Source organism: Actinoplanes sp. NPDC048988 (assembly GCF_043197815.1).
In the GTDB taxonomy this organism is placed as follows: domain Bacteria; phylum Actinomycetota; class Actinomycetes; order Mycobacteriales; family Micromonosporaceae; genus Actinoplanes.
This window is the reverse complement of the sequence record NZ_JBICTW010000003.1, coordinates 586535-592953: the sequence shown is the minus strand read 5'-3', so window position 1 is coordinate 592953 and position 6419 is coordinate 586535. Positions and strand designations below refer to the sequence as shown.

Annotated in this window: 6 protein-coding genes; all 6 read left to right on the top strand. The window is 73.6% G+C overall.

Annotated elements, in window-relative coordinates; genetic code table 11:
* Nucleotides 1–3 precede the first annotated feature (3 nt).
* From ACGFJ7_RS13670 to ACGFJ7_RS13645, 6 genes are read left to right on the top strand one after another with little or no spacing between them, the layout of a single operon-like run.
* Nucleotides 4–798 (top strand): alpha/beta fold hydrolase, encoded by a 795-nt coding sequence (locus ACGFJ7_RS13670; RefSeq protein ID WP_392642341.1) that lies wholly within the window; start codon nucleotides 4–6, stop codon nucleotides 796–798.
* Nucleotides 795–1586, top strand: coding sequence for a siderophore-interacting protein (locus ACGFJ7_RS13665; RefSeq protein WP_392642340.1), 792 nt, complete (start codon nucleotides 795–797; stop codon nucleotides 1584–1586). Before ACGFJ7_RS13670 ends, ACGFJ7_RS13665 begins: the two co-directional genes overlap by 4 nt.
* Nucleotides 1579–2919 (top strand): cation:proton antiporter, encoded by a 1341-nt coding sequence (locus ACGFJ7_RS13660; protein ID WP_392642339.1) that lies wholly within the window; start codon nucleotides 1579–1581, stop codon nucleotides 2917–2919. The genes ACGFJ7_RS13665 and ACGFJ7_RS13660 overlap by 8 nt, the downstream gene beginning before the upstream one ends.
* The gene (locus ACGFJ7_RS13655; RefSeq protein ID WP_392642338.1) at nucleotides 2916–3668 is read left to right on the top strand and encodes a 2,3-dihydro-2,3-dihydroxybenzoate dehydrogenase; all 753 of its coding nucleotides are present in this window, start codon (nucleotides 2916–2918) and stop codon (nucleotides 3666–3668) included. The genes ACGFJ7_RS13660 and ACGFJ7_RS13655 overlap by 4 nt, the downstream gene beginning before the upstream one ends.
* Nucleotides 3669–3697: 29 nt before the next feature.
* A complete protein-coding gene (locus ACGFJ7_RS13650) occupies nucleotides 3698–4870 on the top strand; it encodes an isochorismate synthase (RefSeq protein ID WP_392642337.1) in 1173 nt (390 codons plus the stop codon).
* Nucleotides 4860–6419 carry a (2,3-dihydroxybenzoyl)adenylate synthase gene (locus ACGFJ7_RS13645; RefSeq protein ID WP_392642336.1) on the top strand — a complete coding sequence of 520 codons (1560 nt, stop codon included), beginning with the start codon at nucleotides 4860–4862 and terminating at the stop codon, nucleotides 6417–6419. Before ACGFJ7_RS13650 ends, ACGFJ7_RS13645 begins: the two co-directional genes overlap by 11 nt.

Here is a 6419-nt window from a genome sequence, read left to right as displayed (position 1 = left end):
CAGATGCCCGTCATCGACGGCCTGCACTACGCCGAGGCCGGCCGCGGCCCCGGTGTGCTGCTGCTCGCCGGGAACGGCGCGCGAGGGCGCACCTGGCACCTCTACCAGGTGCCCGCGCTCGTGGCGGCCGGCTACCGCGTCGTCACCTACGACGCCCGGGGGCTGCCGCCCAGCGACACCCCCGAGGTGGTCACCATGGCCGACCTCGTGGCCGACGCCGCCACCCTCATCGAGACCCTGGATCTGGGCCCGTGCCGGATCGCCGGATCCTCCATGGGGGCCCGGGTGGCCGCCGAGCTCTGCCTGGAACGGCCCGAGCTGGTCGACCGGGCGGTGCTGATGGCCACCTTCGGGCGCCGCAGCGCCTACCAGGCCGCCATGACCACCGCCGAGCGCAGCCTTCGGGCGGCCGGGATCGAGCTGCCGGACGCCTACCTCGCCGTGGTGCGCGCGGCCGTCAACCTCTCGCCGCGCACCCTGGCCGACGACCGGCAGGCCCAGGACTGGCTCGACGTCTTCCAGATGCCGCTGCCGGGCGCCGCCGGGACCCCGAGCCGGCAGGAGGCCGGCGCCGAAGAGGACCGGCTGAAGGCGTACGGGGAAATCGAACGCCCCTGTCTTGTCGTGGGTTTCGCCGACGACCTCATCGCGCCGGCCACCGGCGGGCGCGAGGTCGCCCGGGCCATACCCGGGTCCCGGTACGCCGAGATCCCCGACGCCGGCCACTACGGCTACCTGGAACAGCCCGAGCGGCTCAACGCCGAGCTGATCACGTTCTTCGATGGAGAGACCGCATGAGCACCCTGGCCCGCGAGGTCGAACTCGTCTGGCACGACCTCACCCCCCGGCTGCTGGAGGTGGTACGCGTCCAACGGCTCACCCCGGGCATGGCCCGCGTCACGCTCGGCGGCGAGGAGCTCGACGGCTTCAAATACGGCGCGCCCGACGACCACGTGAAGGTCTTCTTCCCGGCACCCGGCGCCGAACTGCCCGTCATGCCGACCCTGGGCGAGGAGGGCCTGGAGCCGCCGCCGCCCGGATCGCCGCTGCCCATCTACCGCGACTACACCATCCGCTACCTTCGGCCCGAGAAACGCGAACTCGACATCGACTTCGTGTTGCACCAGCACGGCCCCGGCGGCTCGTGGGCGGCCACGGCGCAGCCGGGCCAGCGCGTCGGCATCCTCGGCCCGCGCGGGTCGAACCTGGTCCCGTACACCTTCGACTGGTATCTGCTCGGCGCCGACGAGACCGCCCTGCCCGCGCTCGCCGCCTGGCTCGAGCAGCTGCCCGCCGGCGCCACCGTGCTGGCCTTCGCCGAGGTCGCCGGCGAGGCCGAGAGGCACGAGCTGGACCACGTCCGATGGCTCTTCCGGGATCGCGGCGAGACGCTGGCCGCCGCCATCGAGCGGCTGACGTTGCCCGAGGGCGACGGCTACGTGTGGATCGCCGGTGAGGCCACGGGACTGAAGCCGATCCGGCGTGAGCTGCGAGGCCGGGGCCTCAACCGCAAGTGGATGGAGATCGACGGCTACTGGAAGAGGGGCGTCGAGAACCTGGACCACCACGAGGACGACGATGAGTAGCCCGCTGCCCGGTCTCGCCCCGCACACCCTGTTGGTCTTCCTGCTCCAGGTGTCGCTGCTGCTGATGGTGGCGCTGGCCCTTGGCCGGCTGGCCACCCGGCTCGGCCTGCCCGCGCTCGTCGGCGAGCTGCTGACCGGTGTCGTCCTCGGCCCGTCGCTGCTGGGCGCGCTGGCCCCCGCCGCCTTCGCCTGGGTGCTCCCGGCCGACGCCGGCCAGCTCCACCTGGTCGACGCGGTGGGCCAGTTCGGCGTGCTCCTGCTGGTCGGGGTGACCGGCGTCCAACTGGACACCGCGATGCTCCGCACGCGCGGCGTCACCGGCGTCAAAGTCAGCCTCGCCGGCCTCCTGCTGCCCTTGGCGCTCGGCGTCGCCGCCGGCTTCCTGGTGCCGGCCGCGCTGCTGACCGAGACCAGCGACCGGGGCACCTTCGCGCTGTTCCTGGGCGTGGCCATGTGCGTGACGGCCATCCCGGTCATCGCCAAGACGCTGTCCGACATGGGCCTGCTGCATCGCGACATCGGCCAGCTGACGCTGGCCGCCGGCATGGTGGACGACGCCGTCGGCTGGTTCCTGCTGTCGGTGGTCTCGGCCGCGGCCACGACCGGGGTAAGGGCCGGGGCCGTCACGCTGTCGGTGGTCTACCTGATCGGCTTCGTGGTGGCCGCGCTCGTGATCGGCCGTCCGCTCGTGCGCCGGGTGCTCGACCTGGCCGGCAGGGCCGGTGACGGTGGCCCCCGGGTCACCGCGTCGGTGGTGCTGATCCTGCTGGGCGCGGCGGCCACCCACGCGATGGGCATGGAGGCGCTGTTCGGCGCGTTCGTGGCGGGCATCCTCATCGGCCAGGCCCGCGCCGCCGAGAAACCCGATCCACGACCGGGCCGCTCGATCTGGCGCGACCTGTCGCCGCTGCGCACGATCGTGCTGTCGGTGCTGGCGCCGATCTTCATGGCCACGGCCGGCCTGCGGATGGACCTCACCGCGCTGGCCGACCCGAAAGTGCTGCTGGCCGGCGTCGCGCTGCTGCTGGTGGCGATCGTGGGCAAGTTCGCCGGCGCCTACATCGGCGCGCGGGCCAGCCGGCTGTCGCACTGGGAGTCGATCGCGCTGGGCGCCGGCATGAACTCGCGCGGCGTCGTCGAGGTCGTCGTGGCCACCACCGGCCTGCGCCTGGGCGTGCTGTCCATCGCCACGTACACGGTCGTGGTGCTCATCGCCGTCGTCACCTCGGTGATGGGGCCGCCGATCCTGCGCTGGTCGATGTCGAAGGTACGGATCACCGAGCGCGAGGAAGAACGAGCCCTCGCCTTCTCCGGACAGGGGTCACCCGCATGAGTGGAATCGCACTGGTCACCGGCGCCGGGCAGGGCATCGGCCGGGCGGTCGCGCTCGCCTTCGCCGAGGCCGGCACCCGGGTGGCCGCGGTCGACCGGGAGGCTGAGGGGGTCGAGCGGCTGGCCGCCGGGCACGACGGCATCACGGCGTACGTCGCCGACGTGTCCCGCTCGTCCGAGGTCGACGGCGTGGTCGAGGCGGTCGAGCTCGGCCTCGGGCCGATCGCCGTGCTGGCCAACGTGGCCGGCGTGCTGCGCACCGGCGCCGTCGTCGGCTTCTCCGACGACGACTGGGCGGCGCTGTTCGACGTCAACGCCGGCGGGGTCTTCCGGGCGAGCCGGGCCGTGGCCCGCCGGATGACGGCCCGCCGGGCCGGGGTGATCGTCACGGTCTCGTCCAACGCGGCCGGGATCCCGCGCTCCGGCATGGCCGCCTACGCCGCGTCCAAGGCCGCCTCGACCGCGTTCACCAAGAGCCTCGGGCTCGAACTGGCCCCGTACGGCATCCGCTGCAACGTGGTGGCCCCCGGCTCCACCGACACCCCGATGCAGCGCTCGCTCTGGGACGAGACCGGCCCCGGCCCGGTGATCGCCGGTGATCCCGCCACCTTCCGTACCGGCATCCCGCTGGGCCGGCTCGCCGAGCCCGAGGACGTCGCCGACGCGGTGCTGTTCCTCGCCTCCGACCGCGCCCGGCACATCACCATGCACGACCTGTACGTCGACGGCGGCGCGACGCTCCGGGCCTGAGCCCGAGCCTGACAAGGAGAACCATCGAAGTGACTACCGTCTCCGCCGCGACCACCGCGGCCGAGCTGCTGGCGGGCTACCGCCCCGGCCGCTCGTCGCTGTTCGCCTCACCGAGCGGCACCCTGCTCGCCGAGGACACCTATTTCGCGGTTCCGCCGTCGGGCCGCCGGGACGGGCTGGCCGACCTGGCCCACCGGGTCGACGCCGTCCTGGCCGTCGCCGAGGCGGCCGGCCACGAGGTCCGCGCCGTCGTGGGCGCGGTCCCGTTCGCCCCCGGCGCCGACGCCCACCTGGTCGTGCCGATGCGGCTGCGGCGTGGGGGCCCGCCGGCCCCCGGGGTGATCGACCTCAAGAGCCCGGTCACCCGGGTCCGGCCCGTGCCGGAGCCGGAGAAGTACGCCGCGGCGGTCGCCGACGCGGTCCGGCAGATCAACGCCGGCCGCTACACCAAGGTGGTGCTGGCCCGGTCGCTGCGGGCCGACGCCCCCGGCTTCGACCCGGCGCCGGTGGTGCGGGCGCTGGCCGGCCGCGACCCGAGCGGCTACACGTTCGGCGTCGACCTCGGCGGCGGCCGCACCCTGTTCGGCGCCAGCCCCGAGCTGCTGGTGTCCCGCCGGGGCCGGCGGGTCACGGCCAACCCGCTGGCCGGCTCGGCCGCGCGCAGCGGCGACCCGGCCGAGGACGCCCGCCGGGCCGAGGCGCTGCTGCGGTCGGAGAAGGACCGGCACGAGCACGCGGTGGTCGCGTCCGCGGTCGCCGACGGGCTCCGCCCGTACTGCGCGAGCCTGACCGTGCCCGCCGAGCCGTCGCTGGTGCGCACGGCGACCATGTGGCACCTGTCCACCCTCATCACCGGAACCGTCGCCGACCCGGCCGTCTCGGCCCTGCGGCTGGCGACCGCGCTGCACCCGACCCCGGCCGTGTGCGGCACGCCGACCGCCGCCGCCCGGGCCGCCATCGGCGAACTGGAGCCGTTCGACCGCGGCTTCTACACCGGCATGGTCGGCTGGGTGGACGCCTCGGGCGACGGGGAGTGGGCGGTCACCATCCGCTGCGCCACCGCCGACGAGGACGGCCTCGACCTGTTCGCCGGGGCCGGCGTGGTGGCCGGCTCGGATCCGCAGGCGGAGCTGGCCGAGACCACGGCCAAGCTCGGCACCATGCTCGCCGCGCTGGGATTGGAGCATTCCGATGTCCGTTGAGGACCTGTACCGGGAACGCGGGTACTGGATCGGCCAGACGTTCGACGATCTGCTCCGCGCCGCCGCGGAAAAGCACGGGAGCCGCGTCGCCGTCGTCGACGGCGACCGTGAGATCACCTACGCCCAGCTGCGGGACCGCGCCCTGCGCCTCGCCGCGGGCTTGCACGGCCTGGGAATCGGCAAGGGCGACCGGGTCGTCGTGCAACTGCCCAACACGGCCGAGTACTTCGACGTCATCTTCGCGCTGTTCCGGCTGGGCGCCCTGCCCGTCTTCGCGCTGCCCGCGCACCGGGCGGCCGAGATCGGCTACTTCTGCTCGCACACGTCAGCGGTCGCCTTCGTGACGACCGGGGTGCACGAGGGCTTCGACCACCGGACCCTCGCGGCGGCCGCCGGCGGCGCCCGGCTGATCGTGGACGCGGAACTCGGCGACCTGCACGCCGATCCGTCCGGACTGCCGGACGGGCCGTCCGCCGACGAACTGGCCTTCCTCCAGCTCTCCGGCGGCAGCACCGGGCTGCCCAAGCTCATCCCGCGCACCCACGACGACTACCTCTACAGCGTTCGCGAGAGCGCCCGGATCTGCGCCCTGACACCGGAATCCGTCTATCTCGCCGTCCTGCCGGTGGCGCACAACTTCACCATGTCCTCGCCGGGCGTGCTCGGCGTGCTGCACGCGGGCGGCCGGATCGTGCTGGCCCGCCGGCCCGACCCGGCCACGGTGTTGCCGCTCATCGCGGTCGAGCGGGTCACCATCACCGCCGTCGTGCCGCCGCTGGCCCAGCTGTGGCTGGACGCGGTCACGGCGATGGAGAAGAAACCCGACCTGTCCAGCCTTCAGGTGCTGCAGGTGGGCGGGGCGAAGCTGGGCAGCACGGTCGCGGCCCGGGTCGGGCCCGTCCTCGGCTGCCGCCTCCAGCAGGTGTTCGGGATGGCCGAGGGACTGGTCAACTACACCCGGCTCGACGACCCGGACGAGATCGTGCTGAACACCCAGGGACGGCCCATCTCGCCGGACGACGAGATCCTCGTGGTCGACGACGCCGGCCGGCCGGTGGCCCGGGGCGAGGTGGGCCATCTGCTCACCCGCGGCCCGTACACCATCAAGGGTTACTGGAACGCCGAGGAACACAACCGGACCGCGTTCACCGCCGACGGTTTCTACCGCACCGGCGACCTGGTGCGGCACCGCCCCGACGGCTATCTCGTGGTCGAGGGACGGGCCAAGGACCAGATCAACCGGGGCGGCGAGAAGATCGCCGCCGAGGAGGTGGAGAACCATCTGCTCACCCATCCGGCCGTGCACGACGTGGCCGTGGTCGCCATCCCCGACGCCTATCTGGGCGAGCGGACCTGCGCCTTCGTCGTGCCGCGCCCGGACGCCACGATCACCCTGCCGGACATCCGCGCCCACCTGAGGGAACGCGGCCTGGCCGCCTACAAGATCCCCGACCGGCTGACCGTGGTCGAGGCGTTCCCCGTCACCGGCGTCGGCAAGATCAGCCGGCGTGAGCTGCGTGCGGCCCTGCGATCGCTGAAGGAAGGCTGA